Origin of the sequence: Shewanella putrefaciens, from assembly GCF_016406305.1 — a bacterium.
Classification (GTDB): Bacteria; Pseudomonadota; Gammaproteobacteria; order Enterobacterales; family Shewanellaceae; genus Shewanella; species Shewanella putrefaciens_C.
Map to the genome: position 1 here is coordinate 3,232,189 of NZ_CP066369.1, position 19,503 is coordinate 3,251,691.

The window sequence follows — 19,503 nt, forward strand, 5'->3', positions numbered from 1 at the left end:
CGACCTCTTAAGCTAAACGCTCAGTAATCCAAGGTAATACTTGAGACAGTGCCGCATCCAGATTTTCTGGCTGACTACCACCCGCTTGCGCCATATCAGGGCGACCACCGCCCTTACCACCCACCTGCGCAGCAACCATAGCGACCAGCTCACCCGCCTTCACTTTGCCGACTAAATCGTTACTCACGCCAGCGATCAGGTTAACTTTTCCATCCTGCGCCGTACCAAGTACGATAATAGCTGACTTAAGTTTTTGCTTTAACTCATCTTGCAGGCCGCGAAGTGCACCGGCTTCAACGCCATCAAGCTTCTTAATCAGCACGTTAACGCCATTAACAACAACTGCATCACCCGCTAAATCCGCACTCGCCGCCGCCGCTAACTTATCTTTTAGCTGCGACATTTCTTTCTCGAGCTGCTTCATTTTATCGAGCTGTGCCTTCAACTTAGCCACAACTGAATGGGTATCGCCCTTGAGCAATGCCGCGGCTTCTTCAAGCTCAGCCTGTTGCTGCGCCACATAGGCCATAGCTGCGGCGCCAGTTACGGCTTCGATACGGCGCACACCCGCGGCAATACCACCTTCCGAGGTGATTTTAAATAAGCCAATATCGCCAGTGCGACCAACGTGCGTTCCACCACACAATTCGATAGAGAAATCGCCCATAGTGACGACTCGCACTTCTGAATCATATTTTTCACCAAAGAGAGCCATAGCGCCCTTCGCTTTAGCTTCATCAATCGCCATTTCAGCGGTTTTCAGCTCATGGTTACGGCGAATTTGGGTATTGACTAATTCTTCGACTTGCTTTAATTCCGCAGGTTTTACTGCTTCAAAATGAGAGAAGTCGAAACGTAAACGCTCAGGATCAACCAAAGAGCCTTTTTGCGACACATGAGTACCGAGCACTTGACGCAGTGCGGCATGCAACAAATGCGTCACAGAGTGGTTTAACTGAGTACGGTGACGCAATTTTTTATCCACTTTGGCTTCAAGCACTTGACTAACACTTAAGCTACCAGAGGTTAATGTGCCTTTATGGCCTGACGCTTGACCAAACTTTTGCGTATCGTTAACAACAAACTCTATGCCCTGGGCCACTAATACGCCCTTATCCCCCACCTGGCCGCCTGATTCGGCGTAGAAAGGGGTCACATCGAGCACAACGACCGCATCATCACCCGCCTTAATAGACGTTACTGACTCGCCGTTATGATAGATAGCCGTTACTTTGGCTTGACCCGCAAGTTCGGTATAGCCGCAGAATGTTGTTTCTGCGTCAATTTTCAATGCTGCATTGTAATCGGCGCCGAAGTTACCCGCCGCTTGGGCGCGGCTACGTTGCTCGGCCATCGCGGCTTCGAAGCCTGCTTCATCGACAATAATATTGCGCTCACGGCATACGTCAGCGGTTAAATCCACGGGAAAGCCGTAGGTGTCGTAAAGTTTAAAGACAGTTTCACCGTCTAAGGTATCGCCCTGTAACTCATTTAACGCAGTGTCTAGAATGCCTAAACCGCGCTCTAACGTACGGGCAAACTGCTCTTCTTCTGCCTTAAGCGCCTTTTCAACGATAACTTGCGTTTCCGCTAAGCCTTTGGCCGCATCGCCCATCACATCAATCAGCGTCGGCACTAACTTGTAGAAGAAGGCTTCGGTAGCACCTAACTTGTTACCATGACGTACCGCGCGGCGAATAATACGGCGCAGTACATAACCACGACCTTCGTTTGAAGGCATCACACCATCGGCGACTAAAAATGCGCAGGAGCGGATATGGTCGGCAATCACGCGCAGTGACTTATTGGATAAATCGGTTACACCAATAATTTCGGCGGCTTTTGCGATAAGTGCACGGAAGATATCGATTTCATAGTTTGAGTGAACGCCCTGCATAATTGCGGCAATACGTTCGATGCCCATACCTGTATCGACGGACGGTTTCGGCAGAGGCAACATTTCGCCAGAGGCTTGGCGATTGTACTGCATGAAAACGATGTTCCAGATCTCGATAAAGCGATCGCCATCTTCTTCTGGGCTACCGGGACGTCCGCCCCAAATATGATCGCCGTGATCGTAGAAAATTTCGGTACAAGGACCACAAGGGCCAGTATCACCCATTTGCCAGAAGTTATCTGAAGCGTATGGAGCGCCCTTGTTATCGCCGATACGAATGATATTTTCGGCGGCTACACCAATCTTTTTATTCCAGATTTCAAAGGCTTCATCGTCTGTTTGATAAACGGTTACGCACAGACGCTCCTTCGGCAGTTTTAAGGTTTCGGTTAAAAATGACCAACCAAAACGGATCGCTTCTTCTTTGAAGTAGTCACCGAAACTGAAGTTACCCAGCATTTCGAAAAAGGTGTGATGACGGGCGGTATAACCAACGTTATCTAAATCGTTATGTTTACCACCGGCGCGCACGCAACGTTGAGCAGTGGTCGCACGTGTGTAGCTACGCTTGTCCATGCCAAGAAATACGTCCTTAAACTGGTTCATACCGGCGTTGGTAAATAACAGTGTTGGATCGTTGCCGGGTACAAGAGAACTACTGTCCACAACTTGGTGACCATGGCTGCGGAAAAATTCGAGGAAAGCACTTCTAAGCTCTGCTGTCGTTTGATACATGAAATCGTCCTGAATTGGGTAAGCATGACCAGCTACACCAAAGGTAGCCGCATTTCTAATTTGCCCAGCATTATAAGCAGACTGAGGAAGGACGACCAGCCTTGATTGCGGATATACACATCAGGAATTTAATATTTTAAGCAAGATCCCCAACGGTGGATGGGTTATCACAAATTGAAGGCAAAAATAAGGTTGCCACAACCACACAACAAAACCAGCATTGTCTAGTTGCTGTTATGACGTTGAATGAAATTAGCGGCTAATATTTAGCGCTATCGAAAGTCAAAACAAGATGGGCTAACGTCAGTTATCGAAGTCGTCACTGGGATCGTAATCGAGCGCATAGGTGACTTGTTCATAACTGAAACCTTGCCCGAGTAAAAAGCGCACCCGCTTAGCCTTTTCCTTAGTTAACAGTGCTAATGCCTTAGAGCCTTTGACTTCTGTTACCTTAGGATTACCGTACTTTTTGATGGCTTTATCTTTGGCTAATTCAAACCAATCACAACCGCTGTTCACAATCGCGGTTTCAATGCAGTCTTTGGATAAGCCTTTGAGTGCAACAGCTTGGCGTATACGAATGGCACCATGCCCTCGGCTAATATGGCTACGAACAAGCAATTCAGCATAACGGCTGTCATTGATCAATCCCGCAGACTCACAATCATTTAGTGCGGCTTCAATCTCGGCGAATTCGAAGCCTTTTTCAAGCAGTTTAGTGCAAACTTCTTGGCGGGAGTAATCGCGGCGCGCGAGTAGCGCGACCGCGACTTGACGGGCTGACTGGCTCAGAAAACTTCGCCTGTCTCTAAGTCAATATTCCCCTCAGTGTTGTCATCATCGGATGCAGATGATGCCAGTGCGCTAGGGTTACTCAACAATAGCTCACGCAATGTCTTATCGATTTCAGCGGCTACTGCTGGATTTTCAGTTAAATATTTACCCGCGTTGGCACGACCTTGGCCAATCTTATCGCCCTTGTAACTGTACCAAGCACCGGCTTTTTCAATCAGCTTATGGGCAACGCCTAAGTCAACTAATTCCCCAGTGCGGTTAATACCTTGGCCATACAGGATTTGGAATTCTGCTTGTTTAAAGGGAGCGGCCACTTTGTTTTTAACCACTTTTACGCGGGTTTCGTTACCGATCACTTCATCGCCGTCTTTAATCGCACCAGTGCGGCGAATATCTAAGCGAACAGAAGCATAGAACTTCAGCGCATTACCGCCGGTAGTGGTTTCTGGGTTACCGAACATCACGCCAATCTTCATCCGGATTTGGTTGATGAAGATAAGTAAGGTATTAGACTGCTTTAAGTTACCCGCAAGCTTACGCATGGCTTGGCTCATCATACGCGCCGCTAAGCCCATGTGAGAATCACCAATTTCGCCTTCGATTTCAGCTTTGGGCGTTAACGCCGCCACAGAGTCAACGATGATCACATCCACCGCACCTGAACGAGTTAGCGCATCACAAATTTCTAGGGCTTGCTCGCCAGTATCAGGCTGAGAACAAAGCAGATTATCAATATCTACCCCTAATTTTTTAGCGTAGATAGGATCTAAAGCATGCTCGGCGTCGATAAAGGCACAGGTTTTACCTTCACGTTGTGCTGCGGCAATGACTTCCAGTGTTAAAGTCGTTTTACCTGAAGATTCAGGGCCGTAGATCTCAACGATACGTCCCATAGGTAAACCACCAGCCCCCAAGGCGACGTCCAGAGATAGCGAACCGGTAGAGATGGTTTCAACATCCATGGAGCGATCTTCGCCCAGCTTCATGATGGAGCCTTTACCAAATTGCTTTTCAATTTGGCTCAATACCGCAGCAAGTGCTTTCTCTTTGTTTGGATCGACCTTCATTCCTGTTCCCTCATCTAGACAGCATCTAGGCTGTCAAAAGTGATATTCAATTTAATAACGCGGGCAATTCAAAAAGCGAGGCTTTCTGTCTTAATCTGCTGACTAGTATACTGTACAATCATACAGTATCAAGACCTGTGACTGAATTATTTTTCGGTCAATGGATTTGCCTAAATTAACCCGCTTTTAGATGACTCTAAGTCAGATAAGTCACTATATAAACGAATATCCACAGTTTAGGGCTCAATTCTCAGTAAATTATTGCTAAGATTGGCGCAACTTTTTTGCGCATAAGTGGCCAAAATCCCTGATAGGTTAACCACTACCAGCGCAATTGATATCGCCTTTAGGGCAGTCACAACGGACGATAACGATTTAATGAATGTAATTGATACCGATGATTTAGAAAAACATACTCCTATGATGCGTCAATATTTGACCATGAAAGCAGAGCATCACGATATGTTACTGTTTTATCGTATGGGTGACTTCTATGAACTCTTCTACGACGATGCCAAACGCGCTTCAGAATTATTGGGCATCTCGCTGACCGCCCGCGGCAAGAGTGGCGGCGATCCTATCCCTATGGCGGGTATTCCCTACCATGCGGTTGAAGGCTATTTAGCTAAGTTAGTGCAAATTGGTCAATCGGTTGCCATTTGTGAGCAGATTGGCGATCCCGCGACCTCTAAAGGTCCGGTGGAACGTAAAGTGGTGCGTATCGTCACCCCTGGCACCTTAACCGATGAAGCTCTCTTACAGGAACGCCAAGACAATCTGTTAGCTGCGGTTTATCAGGGGAAAGTTGGCTTTGGCTATGCAACCCTCGATGTCTCTTCCGGTCGATTTGTAATTGCAGAGCTTGAGACTCGAGAATCCTTAGAGGCCGAATTACAACGGACCAACCCCGTTGAAATTCTCTACAGTGAAGATTTTGGCGCACTGGAATTATTACAACATTTCAAAGGTAAACGCCGTCGCCCCGAGTGGGAATTTGATTACGATACGAGTATCAAGTTACTACTGGCCCAGTTCGGCACTAAAGACTTACATGGTTTTGGCATCGCAGATGCACGTTTATCACTGCAGGCTGCGGGTTGCTTGATGCAATATGTCAAAGACACACAGCGCACGGCACTGCCCCATATCAATGCCATTATCCGTTTCAATCAGACCGATACCATAGTACTCGATGCGGCAACTCGCCGTAATTTAGAGCTGACTCAAAATCTCAGCGGTGGCCGAGATAATACCCTAGCAGCCGTGCTCGATAATACCGCCACCGCCATGGGCAGCCGTATGTTGCAGCGCTGGATCCATCAACCCCTTAGGGATCCACACTACATTATTGCCCGCCAAACGGCAGTGAATGAATTACTTGAAACGAACACACATGAGGCGCTGCATGAGCAACTTAAAGCCCTCGGCGATATCGAACGCATCATGGCAAGGCTTGCTCTACGTACAGCTCGGCCGAGGGACTTTGCCCGATTACGTCAAGCATTGAGCTTATTGCCTGATTTACAACAAAGTTTAAGTACACTGAGCGCGCCGCACACGACTCAATTGCGTCAACACTTAGGTGAGTTCCCCGCTGAGCAAGCTCTGCTTGAGCGCGCGATAGTCGATAATCCACCTATGCTTATCCGCGATGGCGGGGTGATCCGTGAAGGCTATAACAGCGAACTAGATGAGTGGCGCGGCCTTAGCGAAGGGGCGAGTGACTATTTAGTCCAGCTCGAAGCGAGGGAAAAAGAACGCACAGGTATAGCGACACTTAAAGTCGGCTACAACCGAGTACATGGCTACTACATTGAGGTCAGCCGTTTACAATCAAGCCAAGTGCCACTGAATTATCAACGTCGTCAAACCCTTAAAAATATGGAGCGCTATATCACTCCCGAACTTAAGGAATATGAAGAAAAAGTGCTATCTAGCCAAGGTAGAGCCTTAGCCCTTGAAAAACAGCTATGGGAACAACTATTCGATCTCATTCTGCCTAAATTGCATGAATTACAAGCCTTTGCTAGGGCCGCTGCCGAACTCGATGTATTGAGTAATTTTGCCGAACGTGCCGAAACCTTAGGTTATACCTGCCCCGAACTCAGCACGGAAATTGGAGTAAAAATTGATGCAGGTCGCCACCCTGTGGTTGAACGTGTTAGCCAAACACCGTTTATCGCCAACCCGGTTACCTTGCATAATCAAAGGCGCATGTTGATTGTGACTGGCCCCAACATGGGGGGTAAATCGACTTATATGCGCCAAGTTGCCTTGATAACCCTAATGGCTCACATAGGCTGTTTTGTACCGGCAGAGCGGGCAGTCATTGGCCCGATTGATCGAATATTTACCCGTATTGGTGCATCGGACGATCTGGCCTCTGGTCGCTCAACCTTTATGGTCGAAATGACAGAAACCGCCAACATCCTCCATAATGCAACGGCTCAAAGTCTGGTATTGATGGATGAAATTGGCCGCGGTACATCGACCTACGATGGCTTATCTCTAGCTTGGTCTGCTGCGGAATATCTTGCCCAGCAAGTCGGTGCTATGACGCTGTTTGCCACCCACTATTTCGAGCTAACCCAATTACCTGAGCTAATGTCTGGCGTCTATAACGTCCATTTAGATGCAATAGAACATGAGGATACCATTGCCTTTATGCATGCAGTGCAGGAAGGCGCGGCCAGCAAGAGTTATGGTTTACAGGTTGCGGCACTCGCGGGTGTCCCTGCGAAAGTCATTAAGGCGGCAAAACACAAGTTGCAGCAATTAGAAAGTCGCGACCATCAGCTTGAGGGTACAAAAACGCCCATTCAAACCTTACTCGCCCTACCTGAGCCGGCTGAGAATCCCGCGCTCACTAAATTGCAGGCGCTCAACCCAGATAATTTAACACCTAAGCAAGCACTTGATTTGCTGTATGAGCTAAAACGCTTAAGTTAAATGATTGAATTTTAGATAACAAAACGCCCACTTAGGTGGGCGTTTATATACCAACTGCTCTCAAGGTAACTCTAAAATCAAGTCTCCCCAAAGACATTAATTTCTAAACAATGCTTCCACTGATAACCCCTGTGAACCGAGCAGATCACGTAGACGTTTTAGGGCTTCCACCTGAATTTGGCGTACACGCTCACGGGTTAAGCCTATCTCAGCCCCCACATCTTCTAAAGTGGATGGTTCATACCCCAATAAGCCAAATCGACGCGCTAACACTTCTCTTTGTTTCGTATTAAGCTCGTTTAACCATTTGACGACAGAGTTAGAAATATCTTCATCCTGCACTTTATAGTCAGGGCCTACGTTATCATCATCGGCCAGCACATCTAACAGCGCTTTGTCATTATCGCCCCCCAAAGGCGTATCGACAGAGGTGATTTTCTCATTCAACTTCAGCATACGACTCACATCGGCACTGGAAACCTGCAGCTTTTCAGCAATTTCCTCCGCTGTGGGTTCATGGTCAAGCTTTTGTGCTAACTCCCGCGCTGTACGTAAATACACATTCAATTCTTTTACAACATGGATAGGCAGACGAATCGTACGGGTTTGGTTCATAATCGCCCGTTCAATTGTTTGTCTAATCCACCACGTCGCATAGGTAGAGAAGCGGAAACCTCTTTCGGGGTCGAATTTCTCTACTGCGCGGATCAATCCTAGGTTACCTTCTTCGATTAAATCTAACAGGGCAAGACCACGATTGTTGTAACGGCGGGCAATCTTCACGACGAGCCTTAAATTGCTCTCGATCATGCGGTTACGGGATTTTTCGCAGCCTTTTAAGGCCTTACGGGAAAAATAAACTTCTTCTTCTGCGCTAAGCAGTGGGGAAAACCCTATTTCACCTAAATAGAGTTGAGTGGCATCAAGATTTTTTTGCAGGTCATCTTGAACCTGTTGTTCTAGTCCAAGCTCTTGAACTAAATCGGCAACTGTATCCTCTTTTTCGAGATCAAACTCTGCGGTTTCTACGGAAAAATCTACTAGTTCTTCTGCGGCAGTGCTATTTATACGGCTCATGATCAAATCTCCCAAACCTAATTTAACTGCTGGAATTACTGCAATTCTATTTCCTCCATGCCAACAAGGCCCTAAACAATCATTGCTTAGGTAGATAGTTAAGTGGGTTTACAGATTGACCATGATAACGAATTTCAAATCGCAACATTACCTGGTTAGTGCCTGTGCTGCCCATTTTTGCAACTGTTTGCCCTGCAAGGACATGTTGCTTTTCAGTGACTAAGATCTGATCTGCGTGAGCATAAGCACTAAGGTAATCGTCACTATGTTTAATGATGACTAAATTACCATATCCCCTCAGCGCACTACCTGCATATACCACCCGCCCATCTGCAGCGGCTTTGATGATATCTCCACGTCTTCCTGCGATCTTAATGCCTTTATTCCCCTGCTCATTAGCAGAGTAAGTCCCAATCAGTTTACCTCTTACTGGCCATTGCCACTGACTCACACTGCCGGGCAGTGTCGAGGTGGGGGCAACTATTGAAGGGTTAACACTTTGTTGAGCACTTGTTGCAGAATACGCAGGCTTCGCTTTCTGATCAAGTGTTTTTTTCTGAGGATCATTTGACTGATTTTTGGCGCTGGAATTATCACTAGAAGATTGTTTTGTCGAGGAATTAACTTCACTCCGACCTTTAGCTGTCGGGTTATTTCCAGCTAAAGACGTCGATGTTGATCTAGATACTGACGGGGTTTCAGTGAGATATAAAATCTGTCCAGGGTAGATAGTGTACGATTTATCTAATTGATTAATTTTGGCTATTTCGGCGAAATCCTTGCCCGCGGCCCATGAAATTGAATAGAGCGTATCGCCTTTTTTAACTTTATATGAATTTGATTTAATGTGGCCTTTATTATGTTTTGAATAACTGTGGGAAAGACTTTCGACAGGTGCGGGACGACTCGCCTGGAAGCTACAGCCTACAAGCATAAACAACAAACCAAGGTTTAAAAGTAAACCCGCATTCAACAATAAAAACTCCTTTACTAAGTTGTATCACTGTTTGCTATGGGAGAAATAATGTCTCACAACAATTTTGCCTTAGACAAGGGCTGCAAATGTTAAGCGAGTTCACCATTGACTAGAGGGACAAACTTCACCGTTTCTACGATCTCGGAACTGTATCGATCGGCATGACGGGTGATCCGCATTAATTGCTGGGTTTCTTCCCCAACGGGGATCACTAGCACACCACCGTCGGCTAACTGGGATAATAAGGCCTCCGGCACAGTTGAGGCCGCCGCCGTCACCATAATACCGTTAAAGGGACTCCGATTTTGCCAGCCTTGCCAGCCATCGCCATATTTAAAGGAAACATTATGTAAATCGAGTCGCTTCAATCGCTGCCGAGCTTGGATCTGCAGCCCTTTAATCCGCTCTATGGTATAAAGCTCAGGCACTAATTGCGCCAAAATCGCCGCTTGATAGCCCGATCCAGTTCCCACCTCAAGCACCTTTTGCGGCTGGTTTTGTAGTATGAGCTCCGTCATACGAGCCACAATATAGGGCTGAGAAATGGTCTGACCTTGCCCTATCGGCAAAGCGGTATTTTCATAGGCTTTGTGGGCTAATGCATCATCGAGGAACAATTCCCGCGGCGTTTGAGAAATTACCTTCAACAGGGCTTGATGACGGATCCCCGTATCATGGAGCTTTTTAGCTAAATTCACCGCCGATGTTGAGGCAATTCGAGTCATATTTTATCTACCCAATTTTGCAATGCCGATAATTGTCTATATGCAGTGAGATCTACCGTTAAAGGCGTGATGGAAACATAACCATTAGCGATAGCATGAAAATCCGTGCCCTCGGTCGCATCCTGCTCAAGGCCTGGAGGGCCTAACCAAAAGATTTCCCGGCCTGCGGGATCTTGGGTTCGCACTATCCCTTCGGCTTTATGCCTCGCACCAAGCCGTGTCACTCTAATCCCTTTAATTTCTTCTAGGGGTAAATCTGGCACATTGATATTTAAAATCTGATCGCTTGCCAAGGGGTGAGCTAACAATCCTTGCACAATACGGCGAGCATAAACGGCCGCAGAATGATAATGTTTGCCCTCTCGACCATTGAGCGAAATCGCCACAGCTGGGAAGCCTAAAAACCGCCCCTCCATCGCTGCCGCAACTGTGCCCGAATATAAAGTGTCATCCCCCATATTCGCGCCCGCATTAATGCCTGAAACCACCATATCGGGCTCACCATCGCAAAGCTCACGAATGGCTAAGTGCACACAATCGGTGGGAGTGCCGTGCACTGAAATATAGCCATTATCTAACCTATTAATTCTTAATGGATTAGTCAAGGTTAAAGAGTTACTTGCCCCAGAACAATTACGGTCAGGTGCGACTGTCATCACATGGGCGATTTCAGCGAGTGCTTCGGTCAGGGCGCGGATCCCAAGTGCATTGACGCCATCATCGTTACTGACAAGAATGCGGATCATGATGCGGTTTCATCACTGCCGTTAGTCGTTTGCACCTCAGGGGGGAGCGTTGCCTGCCATTGCTGCTCTTTTACATCCTGATAATTGACTAACTCTCTGAGTAAGGAAGTCGCAAAACTCCCCGCGGGCAAAATAAACTCCAACACTAGTCCATCTTCCGTTTGTTCGTATTTAAGCCCTTGTGGTTCTAGCAGCAATGGCCGGCGCTCCTGCTCCAATCCCGCATGTTCTAAGCCATAACAATCGTCCGTTAATTCCGCCATAGCAGCGGTTTCCATCGCGGCGGCTTCACCTTGAGGTAACATCATACCGCGGCCCCACAAGGGTGCGGAGAGTTGAATGTCTTTTTCAATCAGACGTTTCAACACCACCAGATCCCATTCAGGCGTGACGAAGAAGCTTTTACTCCCCGCCAACATCACACAATCCCCCGCTAATGGCTTAGTGCCATGGTTTGCTAACCGGTAGGACACAACGGTATTAAACAGATGTGAGCGCACGGCAGATAAATACATGCTGCGCTTATTTCTGTCTTTGACCTTCTTGCCGGCCAACATTTGCCGTCCCAAAACTAAGTTTTTACCATCGTGGCCAAAGCGTTGCTCACCAAAATAATTGGGCACACCAATTTGGCTCACTTTTTCGATACGGCCGATAATATCTTCAACTTGGGTGACATTACGTAAGGTCAGGATAAATCGATTGCCCAGCAGTGCGCCGATGCGTAATTTTTTACTGTGACGACTGCTGGAGAGAAGCGTTAATCGTTCGCTGTTAAGCTCTGCCCAAGCGGGCGTCTCTTTACCCGGGATGCGTACACCAAACCATTGTTCCGTTATGGCATTTTTATCTTTTTGCCCCGCGTAGGTCACTTCCTTTGGATGCACTTTTGCGAACTTGGCTATCATTTCAGCCACTTGAACCGTATTCAGCCCATCCTTACGGATATGCAGCAGATGATGTTCGCCTTCGCCTGTCGGGCTAAAAGGCAAAATCTCTTTCACGATAAAATCGCTGTTATGAGTACGTAAATCTGCGCTGCCAAGTGGCTTGCCGTATAGGTAATGGAGTTCACTCATGGGACTTATTTATCTCGTTAATTAATCTTGTATACGTTTCATCAAGACAACCGCTTCTACCGCTATGCCTTCTTTACGCCCTGTAAAACCTAACTTTTCAGTTGTAGTGGCTTTGACATTAATATCATCAATTTCCGCGGTTAAATCGTCGGCTAATATCTGGCGCATTGCGTCAATATGGGGCGCCATCTTAGGTGCCTGGGCAATAATAGTGACGTCTAAATTGCCTAGCTCAAACCCTTTTGCGATTGCTAACCCATAACAATGGCGCAGTAATACGCGACTATCGGCGCCTTTATAAGCGGCATCCGTATCGGGGAAATGTTTGCCTATATCCCCTAGCGCCAGTGCGCCAAGTATGGCATCGGAAATCGCATGCAAAACCACATCACCATCCGAGTGGGCAACGAGTCCAGTTTCATAGGGTACTTCAACACCACATAAAATTAATGGTCGCGCTTCGCCAAATTTGTGAACATCGAAACCATGGCCGATACGGATTTTCATTTATCCACCCTAACAAATTGATTATTTTTAATTTTATATAAACTACTTAGTGGCCCGCATCAAAAAAAGCTCTGCTAAGCCTAAATCATCGGGATGAGTCACTTTAATATTATCGGCTCTCCCCGAAACCAGTCCTGGTGATATCCCCGCCCATTCCATGGCCGAGGCTTCATCCGTTACCACGGCGCCCGCGGCAATGGCACCCTGCAGATACAATTTAAGCTGGGATGTCGGAAATAATTGCGGTGTCAATGCGTGCCATAAACTATCACGGCAGACGGTTGCGCAAATCTCCCCCTTTGCATCGGCACGTTTCATGGTATCACGTACTGGCATAGCCAAAATCGCCCCTTGGGGAAAGCGCGTTCTCGATGCCAGCAACTTATCGATATCCCCTTCGGTTAAACATGGCCTTGCCGCATCATGTACTAAGGCCCAACTGTGTTCTGGCGCTTGCTGCAACGCTGCCAACACCGAATCGGCGCGTTCACCACCGCCTAACACTGTGACTAACTTAGGGTGCTGAGCTTGGGGCAAGGCTTCAAAAAAAGTGTCTTCTGGATGCAGGGCAACAATAACTTGGGTGATCTGCTGATGGGACAATAACCTATCTAAGGTATGGGCCAGTATGCTTTGGCCTAATAGCTCTAAATATTGCTTTGGCTTACCCGCCCCCATACGGGCGCCGATCCCCGCGGCAGGCACTATCGCCACAACCGAGTGAAGCTGATGGGCGGTGATATCGGCCATTTGGGTTTGGCTTTCTGAATGCTTATCCGCTTCTAATGCGATATCCATACGCATTTGCTCCATCACTGTGAAGGACTCGATACTGCACGGTCACCGCCTACCACGCGATAGAAAGTCTCGCCTTCTTTGACCATGCCAAGCTCGTTACGGGCACGTTCTTCAATCGCTTCGGTGCCACTTTTAAGGTCGATAATCTCTTCCTTAAGCACTTGATTACGCTCGTTGAGTTTAGCGTTGCCTTCCTGCTGCGCCGCAATCTGTTTTTGCAGGACAAAGTATTCGGGCAGGCTGTTATCTCCCGACCACAGCCGGTATTGCAGCAAACCGAGTAGCACTATGAGTGCAATGACAAAAAATTTCATGGAGGAATTAGCGTCAGTATCTTGGATTAAAAAATATATTGCAGATAGTACAACAAAAAAGGCCACCAAGTGGTGGCCTTTTTACATCGGACGTTAAATTACGCCTGACCTTTGATCTCTTTCAAACCACGGTACGGGGCTTTTTCACCTAATTGCTCTTCGATGCGCAGCAATTGGTTGTACTTCGCGACACGGTCAGAACGACACAGTGAACCGGTTTTGATTTGGCCAGCCGCTGTACCCACGGCTAAGTCAGCAATGGTTGAATCTTCAGTTTCACCGCTACGGTGTGAAATCACCGCTGTGTAGCCGGCTTCTTTCGCCATGCGAATGGCGGCTAAAGTCTCAGTCAATGAACCGATTTGGTTGAACTTGATCAGGATTGAGTTAGCGATGCCGTTTTCGATACCACGGGTTAAGATTTTAGTGTTGGTTACGAATAAATCGTCGCCCACTAATTGGATCTTGTCACCCATGATCTTAGTTTGGTATGCCCAACCATCCCAATCTGACTCGTCTAAACCGTCTTCGATAGACACGATTGGGTACTGCTCCGCTAATGATTTTAGGAAATCAGAGAAGCCGTTTGAGTCAAACACTTTACCTTCGCCCGCTAAATCGTATTTGCCATCTTTGTAGAACTCAGATGCGGCGCAATCGAGTGCCAGAGTCACATCAGTACCTAACTTGTAGCCCGCCAGTTCAACGGCTTCTTTAATTACGGCTAGGGCATCGGCGTTTGACGCTAAGTTAGGGGCAAAACCACCTTCATCACCAACAGAAGTGCTTAAACCTTTGTTGTGTAGCACTTTTTTCAGCGTGTGGAAAATTTCGGCACCCATGCGCAGTGCTTCACGGAAGGTTTTAGCGCCAACAGGTTGCACCATGAATTCTTGGATATCAACGTTGTTATCCGCGTGCTCGCCACCGTTTAAGATGTTCATCATAGGCACTGGCATAGCATATTGGCCTGGAGTGCCATTTAATTCGGCGATGTGCGCGTATAAAGGAATCCCTTTAGATGCCGCAGCCGCTTTGGCTGCCGCTAAAGACACAGCCAGAATCGCGTTTGCGCCTAACTTGTCTTTGTTTTCAGTGCCATCTAAGTCGATCATGATTTGATCCACTTGGGCCTGTGCAGTGGCATCTTTGCCTAATAATGCAGCGCGGATAACGCCGTTTACGTTGGCAACCGCCGTTAATACACCTTTGCCTAAATAACGGCTCTTGTCGCCATCACGTAATTCTAACGCTTCGCGGCTACCGGTTGATGCACCAGAAGGCGCCGCAGCCATACCCACAAAACCGCCTTCTAAATGCACTTCGGCTTCAACTGTTGGGTTACCACGAGAATCCATAATCTCGCGGCCAATCACGTTAATAATCTTAGCCATATTACCCTCGATTTAAGTTTAAAAATAAAAGAAAAAACCAATACCTATGGGAATAAACAGATGTAAAGCACGACTAAAATCTTTAAATTCCGTTTACTATTTCCGTCTATACGCATGTCGTTTATGCACATGGGTACGAGTTCTCACTCAGGTTTAAGCGGCTTGAGTGTAGCAAAAGGCCGGCCCCACTGTCGCGGGTCCGGCCTTAAATATTCTTACTTCAGATCACGTTTTTGATGCGCACTTGCCGCAGCAATAAACCCTTCGAATAATGGGTGACCATCGCGCGGAGTTGAGGTGAACTCAGGGTGGAATTGACCCGCAACAAACCATGGGTGATCTTTTAATTCGATCATTTCCACTAGCTTACGATCGGAGGACAAACCACTGAACACCATACCCGCTTGCTCTAAGCGTTCTCTGTACTTGTTGTTCACTTCGTAACGGTGACGATGGCGTTCAATACAAGTGTTGCCTTTATAGGCCTGAGCCGCTTTTGAACCATCGAGTAGATGACATAACTGGGCGCCTAAACGCATAGTGCCACCTAAGTCAGATGCCTCATGGCGCTGCTCTAGGTTACCTTCTTCGTCAACCCATTCGGTGATCAAACCCACCACTGGGAACGGCGTTTCTTTATTGAATTCAGTGGAATGTGCATCAGCCATACCTGCAACATTACGCGCAAATTCAATCAGGGCAACTTGCATACCTAAACAAATACCAAAATAAGGTAGTTTGTTTTCACGGGCAAATTTTGCCGCCAGTATCTTACCTTCAACACCACGCTCGCCAAAGCCGCCGGGTACTAAGATACCGTCTAAGCCCTGTAGGACTTCATCGCCTTTGGCTTCTACGGTTTGTGAATCAATATACTTGATGGTCACAGATACACGGTTTTTAAGGCCTGCGTGCTTTAACGCTTCGTTAACTGACTTATAGGCATCTGGCAGTTCAATGTATTTACCCACCATACCAATCACGACTTCGCCGTTTGGATTAGCTTCTTGATAAATCACATTTTCCCACTCAGACAAGTCAGCTTCACGGCATTCTAAACCGAAACGCTTAACCACTAAGTCATCCAAACCTTGTGAACGTAACAAAGCTGGGATTTTATAAATACTATCAACATCTTTTAATGAAATAACCGCACGCTCTTCGACGTTACAGAACAACGATATTTTGGCTTTTTCATTTGCAGGAATTGCACGGTCACCACGGCAAACCAGCACATCGGGGGCAATACCGATAGAACGCAGTTCTTTCACTGAGTGCTGAGTTGGCTTAGTTTTCACTTCGCCAGCCGCGCCTAAGAAAGGCACTAAGGTTAAATGCATAAACAGAGTGCGATCACGACCCAGCTCAACGCCGAGCTGACGGATAGACTCGAGGAACGGCAAAGATTCGATATCACCCACAGTACCGCCGATTTCGACGATAGCCACATCATGGCCTTCGCCACCGGCTAATACTTTTTCTTTAATCGCATTAGTGATGTGTGGGATAACCTGAATGGTTGCGCCCAAATAATCGCCACGACGTTCTTTACGTAATACTTCTTCGTAAATACGACCGGTAGTGAAGTTGTTACGGCGGTTCATCTTAGTACGGATAAAACGCTCGTAGTGACCCAAGTCGAGATCTGTTTCTGCACCGTCCTCAGTCACAAATACTTCGCCATGTTGGGTTGGGCTCATGGTACCCGGATCAACGTTAATGTATGGGTCCAGTTTCATGATGGTTACATTGAGACCGCGGGCCTCTAAAATTGCGGCTAATGATGCAGCTGCAATGCCTTTACCTAGTGATGAAACCACGCCACCAGTAACGAAGATATACCTTGTAGTCATGCTGAACCTGAGAAAATGAGTTTGAAAATACGTGCTTGTAAGAAAGCACTAGGACGGGGCAGTAGTATACCAAAGGTGGTGCGATTCGACAAACACCAATCGGGATAATTTGCCGTTTATCTCGATTCCGTCGCTTTTACGCTATCCCAGTAAGCATCAAGCTCGGCTAAGGTATGTGCTTCTAAGCCCTTACCATTTTCGGCGGCTAACTGCTCGACACCGCGAAAACGCCGTTCAAATTTAAGGTTGGCTTGGCGCAATGCTTGCTCGGGGTCGACCTTAAGATGGCGAGCTAAATTCACCACGGCAAACAGCAAGTCGCCCATTTCAGACTGCACTTTAGCTTGGTCTTGCTCGTCTTGATTCACTTCATGCAAGACTTCATCGATTTCTTCGTGGATTTTAGCGACCACGGGCTCAAGTTCGGCCCAATCGAAGCCGACTCGTGCCACCCTTTGCTGAATTTTGATTGAACGCGATAATGCGGGTTGCGAGCGAGGAATATTATCCAATACAGAAACCTGCACATCAGCTTGGGTGTCACCCGCCACTTGCTGCGCCTTTTGCTCACGCTCAGTCGCTTTAATCGCCTCCCAATTGGCTTTCATCGCTTGGGCGCTATCGCCAATTTGCCCATTTTGCTCACCAAACACATGGGGGTGACGACGGGTTAGCTTGTCGCTGATTTTCTCTATCACGCTCGTAAAATTAAACTTGCCCTGCTCTTTACCGAGTTGACAATAGAATACGATTTGAAATAACAAATCCCCCAGTTCATCGGGTAACTCATCCCAGGCTAAACGCTCTATGGTATCGGCGACCTCATAGGCTTCCTCTAAGGTAAAAGGCACTATGGTTTGAAAGGTTTGCGCTTTATCCCATGGGCATCCTGTCTGTGGATCGCGCAGTTTTTCCATTATCTTAAGTAGCGGCTCAACATCTGTGATAGACAATTCCGTTGTAGAAAGTTCAGTCATAGAAAGTTCAGTCATAGAAAGTTCCGTCGCTGGAAGTGAGCTTAATGGCGCCGTGCGGGAAGTCATGCTGATATCCTTTAAAAATAAATACTGAAACGAGCGAATGCCGAGGAAGAGCAAAAAATACGCCCCAGCAATGCTTTTTAGCGAAGACCACAGTAAAGCGATGATAAGCTAGCTAACATAAAAGTGCTATGCGATGCTCACCATGGCGCGAAGGGACGGCTTACCTTTACCTACAAATTCTCATCTATGCGTTGCATATCACTATTCAGCACAGGCCGCCTTAAATGATAAGATACGCAGCAATATTTCAACGACGCTAAAACTCACCCTGTGGATATGCGGTAATTTCGACCTAACCATAATGAGTGAAAGCTGCGAGATGAATGCGATAATTCGATTTATTTATTTGATTATGCTAGGTGTTTTCTATTCTATCACCCTATGTTAGGGCGAACACCCCTATAGATTTCAGCATTACTGGAGACAAAACTCATGACAAACGTGACAGTGGATGCCACGCCGTTAACGACTAAGCCATCCCAAGATGGTTTTTACATGCCTGCCGAATGGGCAGCGCAGCAAGCCGTGTGGATGATTTGGCCCTATCGTCCCGACAACTGGCGCGCAGCTGGTGCCTATGCTCAGGCGACCTTTGCTAAGGTGGCCGATGCCATTGGTGCGGCAACGCCGGTTTATATGGGTGTCCCAAAAGCCTTTTTAGCACAAGCCAAAACGGTTATGCCATCCCACGTCACTCTGGTTGAAATGGATAGCGACGACTGCTGGGCTCGTGACACTGGGCCAACCGTCGTTGTAAATGATAATGGCGAATGCCGTGGTGTTGATTGGGGCTTTAACGCTTGGGGCGGCCATAACGGTGGTTTGTACTTCCCATGGGATAAGGACGAGCAAGTTGCGCAGCAAATGCTTGCGCAGCATGGTTTTGCCCGTTACAGCGCGCCGCTGATCCTCGAAGGTGGCTCCATTCATGTCGATGGTGAAGGCACTTGTATGACGAGCGCCGAATGTTTACTCAACGCCAACCGTAACCCTGATCTGACCAAAGAGCAGATTGAAGACTTACTGCGTGACTATTTGAATGTTAAGCAGTTTATCTGGCTGCAAGATGGCGTTTATATGGATGAGACCGATGGCCATATCGACAACATGTGCTGTTTTGCGCGTCCTGGTGAAGTGATCCTACACTGGACCGATGATGAAGCTGATCCACAATATCCTCGCTCAAAAGCCGCGCTGGAAGTATTGCAAAACACAGTAGACGCCCAAGGCCGTAAGTTAAAAATCCATCTATTGCCACAACCGGGGCCGCTGTATTGCACCGAAGAAGAATCAAAAGGCGTGACCGAAGGCACTGGCGTGCCACGCACGGCGGGTGAGCGTTTAGCGGGTTCTTATGTGAACTTTTTAATCACCAATCATCGCATCGTGTTCCCGTTGCTTGATCCTGCAACCGATGATATCGCAGCCGAAAAACTGCAGGAAATCTTCCCAGAGTATGAAATTGTGGGTGTGCCAGCCCGTGAGATTTTATTAGGTGGCGGCAATATCCATTGTATTACTCAGCAAATCCCTGCTGGAAAGTAACCC

16 protein-coding genes and 1 pseudogene are annotated in these 19,503 nt (G+C 47.4%); 2 read left to right on the forward strand and 15 right to left on the reverse strand.

Going from position 1 to position 19,503, the window contains the following annotated elements; all coding sequences use genetic code 11:
• Nucleotides 1–7: 7 nt before the first annotated feature.
• The 4 genes and pseudogenes from alaS to recA all read right to left on the reverse strand — a co-directional run bounded on the left by alaS (nucleotide 8) and on the right by recA (nucleotide 4,494).
• Nucleotides 8–2,632: an alanine--tRNA ligase gene (alaS, locus tag JFT56_RS14125; RefSeq protein ID WP_198780685.1), complete on the reverse strand. Its 2,625-nt coding sequence runs from the start codon at nucleotides 2,630–2,632 to the stop codon at nucleotides 8–10.
• A 303-nt stretch (nucleotides 2,633–2,935) separates the two neighbouring features.
• A complete protein-coding gene (locus JFT56_RS14130) occupies nucleotides 2,936–3,346 on the reverse strand; it encodes a regulatory protein RecX (RefSeq protein WP_198783583.1) in 411 nt (136 codons plus the stop codon).
• 3 nt (nucleotides 3,347–3,349) lie between these two features.
• A pseudogene (locus JFT56_RS20120) lies at nucleotides 3,350–3,424 on the reverse strand (recombinase RecX); the annotation flags it as partial.
• Nucleotides 3,421–4,494 (reverse strand): recombinase RecA, encoded by a 1,074-nt coding sequence (gene recA / locus JFT56_RS14135; RefSeq protein WP_198780686.1) that lies wholly within the window; start codon nucleotides 4,492–4,494, stop codon nucleotides 3,421–3,423. The gene recA and the pseudogene JFT56_RS20120, both read right to left, overlap by 4 nt.
• A 378-nt stretch (nucleotides 4,495–4,872) precedes the next feature.
• Here recA and mutS point away from each other — a divergent pair, with 378 nt between their 5' ends.
• Nucleotides 4,873–7,443 (forward strand): DNA mismatch repair protein MutS, encoded by a 2,571-nt coding sequence (mutS, locus tag JFT56_RS14140; protein WP_198783584.1) that lies wholly within the window; start codon nucleotides 4,873–4,875, stop codon nucleotides 7,441–7,443.
• Nucleotides 7,444–7,539: 96 nt separating this feature from the next.
• Here the strand turns inward: mutS and rpoS are convergent, their stop codons facing one another.
• The 11 genes from rpoS to mazG form a co-directional block, all read right to left on the reverse strand.
• The gene (gene rpoS, locus JFT56_RS14145) at nucleotides 7,540–8,520 is read right to left on the reverse strand and encodes an RNA polymerase sigma factor RpoS (protein ID WP_198780687.1); all 981 of its coding nucleotides are present in this window, start codon (nucleotides 8,518–8,520) and stop codon (nucleotides 7,540–7,542) included.
• Nucleotides 8,521–8,599: 79 nt separating this feature from the next.
• Complete coding sequence (locus JFT56_RS14150) at nucleotides 8,600–9,496, reverse strand: peptidoglycan DD-metalloendopeptidase family protein (RefSeq protein WP_198780688.1); 897 nt, start codon at nucleotides 9,494–9,496, stop codon at nucleotides 8,600–8,602.
• 89 nt (nucleotides 9,497–9,585) lie between these two features.
• Nucleotides 9,586–10,221, reverse strand: coding sequence for a protein-L-isoaspartate(D-aspartate) O-methyltransferase (locus JFT56_RS14155; protein WP_198780689.1), 636 nt, complete (start codon nucleotides 10,219–10,221; stop codon nucleotides 9,586–9,588).
• A complete protein-coding gene (gene surE / locus JFT56_RS14160; protein ID WP_198780690.1) occupies nucleotides 10,218–10,967 on the reverse strand; it encodes a 5'/3'-nucleotidase SurE in 750 nt (249 codons plus the stop codon). The genes JFT56_RS14155 and surE overlap by 4 nt, the downstream gene beginning before the upstream one ends.
• A complete protein-coding gene (truD, locus tag JFT56_RS14165) occupies nucleotides 10,964–12,046 on the reverse strand; it encodes a tRNA pseudouridine(13) synthase TruD (protein ID WP_198780691.1) in 1,083 nt (360 codons plus the stop codon). The genes surE and truD overlap by 4 nt, the downstream gene beginning before the upstream one ends.
• 21 nt (nucleotides 12,047–12,067) lie before the next feature.
• Nucleotides 12,068–12,553 carry a 2-C-methyl-D-erythritol 2,4-cyclodiphosphate synthase gene (ispF, locus tag JFT56_RS14170; RefSeq protein WP_198780692.1) on the reverse strand — a complete coding sequence of 162 codons (486 nt, stop codon included), beginning with the start codon at nucleotides 12,551–12,553 and terminating at the stop codon, nucleotides 12,068–12,070.
• 42 nt (nucleotides 12,554–12,595) lie between these two features.
• Nucleotides 12,596–13,303, reverse strand: a complete 708-nt coding sequence (gene ispD / locus JFT56_RS14175) for a 2-C-methyl-D-erythritol 4-phosphate cytidylyltransferase (protein WP_198783585.1) — start codon at nucleotides 13,301–13,303, stop codon at nucleotides 12,596–12,598.
• A gap of 62 nt (nucleotides 13,304–13,365) precedes the next feature.
• Nucleotides 13,366–13,665 (reverse strand): cell division protein FtsB, encoded by a 300-nt coding sequence (ftsB, locus tag JFT56_RS14180; RefSeq protein ID WP_198780693.1) that lies wholly within the window; start codon nucleotides 13,663–13,665, stop codon nucleotides 13,366–13,368.
• Between the two features lie 98 nt (nucleotides 13,666–13,763).
• Nucleotides 13,764–15,059 carry a phosphopyruvate hydratase gene (eno, locus tag JFT56_RS14185; RefSeq protein WP_198780694.1) on the reverse strand — a complete coding sequence of 432 codons (1,296 nt, stop codon included), beginning with the start codon at nucleotides 15,057–15,059 and terminating at the stop codon, nucleotides 13,764–13,766.
• 215 nt (nucleotides 15,060–15,274) lie between these two features.
• Nucleotides 15,275–16,912 carry a CTP synthase gene (locus tag JFT56_RS14190; RefSeq protein ID WP_198780695.1) on the reverse strand — a complete coding sequence of 546 codons (1,638 nt, stop codon included), beginning with the start codon at nucleotides 16,910–16,912 and terminating at the stop codon, nucleotides 15,275–15,277.
• Nucleotides 16,913–17,028: 116 nt separating this feature from the next.
• Nucleotides 17,029–17,955 (reverse strand): nucleoside triphosphate pyrophosphohydrolase, encoded by a 927-nt coding sequence (gene mazG, locus JFT56_RS14195; protein WP_420136001.1) that lies wholly within the window; start codon nucleotides 17,953–17,955, stop codon nucleotides 17,029–17,031.
• Between the two features lie 432 nt (nucleotides 17,956–18,387).
• Here mazG and aguA point away from each other — a divergent pair, with 432 nt between their 5' ends.
• A complete protein-coding gene (aguA, locus tag JFT56_RS14200; RefSeq protein ID WP_198780696.1) occupies nucleotides 18,388–19,500 on the forward strand; it encodes an agmatine deiminase in 1,113 nt (370 codons plus the stop codon).
• The last annotated feature ends 3 nt before the right edge of the window (nucleotides 19,501–19,503 follow it).

Excerpts from the sequence above, each read along its gene's own strand:
- alaS (WP_198780685.1), bottom strand. The coding sequence starts at position 2,632 with ATGTATCAAACGACAGCAGAGCTTAGAAGTGCTTTCCTCGAATTTTTC.
- truD (WP_198780691.1), bottom strand. The coding sequence starts at position 12,046 with ATGAGTGAACTCCATTACCTATACGGCAAGCCACTTGGCAGCGCAGAT.
- mazG (WP_420136001.1), bottom strand. The coding sequence starts at position 17,955 with ATGACTTCCCGCACGGCGCCATTAAGCTCACTTCCAGCGACGGAACTT.
- ftsB (WP_198780693.1), bottom strand. The coding sequence starts at position 13,665 with ATGAAATTTTTTGTCATTGCACTCATAGTGCTACTCGGTTTGCTGCAA.
- recA (WP_198780686.1), bottom strand. The coding sequence starts at position 4,494 with ATGAAGGTCGATCCAAACAAAGAGAAAGCACTTGCTGCGGTATTGAGC.
- ispF (WP_198780692.1), bottom strand. The coding sequence starts at position 12,553 with ATGAAAATCCGTATCGGCCATGGTTTCGATGTTCACAAATTTGGCGAA.
- JFT56_RS14190 (WP_198780695.1), bottom strand. The coding sequence starts at position 16,912 with ATGACTACAAGGTATATCTTCGTTACTGGTGGCGTGGTTTCATCACTA.
- JFT56_RS14155 (WP_198780689.1), bottom strand. The coding sequence starts at position 10,221 with ATGACTCGAATTGCCTCAACATCGGCGGTGAATTTAGCTAAAAAGCTC.
- eno (WP_198780694.1), bottom strand. The coding sequence starts at position 15,059 with ATGGCTAAGATTATTAACGTGATTGGCCGCGAGATTATGGATTCTCGT.
- mutS (WP_198783584.1), top strand. The coding sequence starts at position 4,873 with ATGAATGTAATTGATACCGATGATTTAGAAAAACATACTCCTATGATG.
- ispD (WP_198783585.1), bottom strand. The coding sequence starts at position 13,303 with ATGGCCGATATCACCGCCCATCAGCTTCACTCGGTTGTGGCGATAGTG.
- rpoS (WP_198780687.1), bottom strand. The coding sequence starts at position 8,520 with ATGAGCCGTATAAATAGCACTGCCGCAGAAGAACTAGTAGATTTTTCC.
- aguA (WP_198780696.1), top strand. The coding sequence starts at position 18,388 with ATGACAAACGTGACAGTGGATGCCACGCCGTTAACGACTAAGCCATCC.
- surE (WP_198780690.1), bottom strand. The coding sequence starts at position 10,967 with ATGATCCGCATTCTTGTCAGTAACGATGATGGCGTCAATGCACTTGGG.